Below are 1028 nucleotides of genomic sequence, written 5' to 3'. Positions count from 1 at the left end.
TCGGCACCCGGCCGGACGGCCAGGCCGGCACGCTGAGCGGCGGGCATCTGGACGCCAGCGGCGTGACCGTCGATACCGGCTTCGTGGCCGGGACCACGGCCAGGCAGGCGCGCTTTGCCAAGGTGTTGCGCGGTGAGCGCATCGACGGCATCGAGCAGATCCGTTCGCGCAGCGCCGCGTGGCGGGCGCAGGCCTGGCGCGATGCCGATGGCGACGTCGGAGTCACCCTGACCAAGAACGACTATCGCGAACTGGCGCCGGACGCGGCATTGCGTCCGCTGGCGGCCGCGCTGGAGCAGGGCTACGACGGCAGCGAGCTGTTCCGCAGCCTGGAACTGGGCTCGGTGGCCGATATCGGCCATGCGCTGCGCCAGTTGTCCGGGGCCGGCATCCGGTCGGCGCTGAAGCCGTTGCAGACACTGGAACAGCGCTTCGCCCGTCTCGGGCATGACATGGCGGAAACCCGGGCCGGCTTCGGTCTGCAGCTGGTCGGCAGCCGGCATGGCCGGGCGGAGGCCCGGCTCGGGCGCTCGGCCTATGATCTGGTCGTCCTGCGCCAGCGCTTTGCGCCGGGCGGGGCGGCGCAGCTGACCGCCCGCTACGGTTTTGCCAGCCTCCGGCCGGGAGCGACCGCCGCCGATGCCGGCCTCGCTGGCCACAGCCAGCTGTTCGGCCTGGACTATGCGCAGCCGCTCGGCCGCGGACCGACGCTGGAAGGCGAATTCCGTTACGCGCAGCACCGGTTCGACACCCGGCGCACGCTGCGTTACGGCAGCGTCGATCTCCGGCCGCAGGCGAGCCAGCGGCGCGACCGGTTCAGTGGCCGGTTTGCGCTGGTGCTGGCGCCACAGCGGCTTGGCGGACTGGCACTGGCGCCGCTGCTGGGCCTGACCGTGCGTCACCAGCGTGACGCGGCGCTGACCGAGCGCAATGCCGGCGTCTATGCGCTGCAGCTGTCGGCGGCCCGTGCCAGCGCGGTGGAGGGGGTGTTCGGGCTGCGGGTCCGGCATGAGGCGGTCGATGCGCGG

1 protein-coding gene is annotated in these 1028 nt (G+C 72.9%); it reads left to right on the top strand.

Going from position 1 to position 1028, the window contains the following annotated elements:
- Positions 1-1028 (top strand): autotransporter domain-containing protein (locus DFO50_RS19325; protein ID WP_158537509.1); only part of this gene is annotated, 1028 nt, incomplete at both ends.

Source organism: Microvirgula sp. AG722 (assembly GCF_003269145.1).
GTDB lineage: Bacteria > Pseudomonadota > Gammaproteobacteria > Burkholderiales > Aquaspirillaceae > Microvirgula > Microvirgula aerodenitrificans.
The sequence above is the reverse complement of the archived record's forward strand: the minus strand, read 5'-3'. Positions and strand labels throughout refer to the sequence as shown.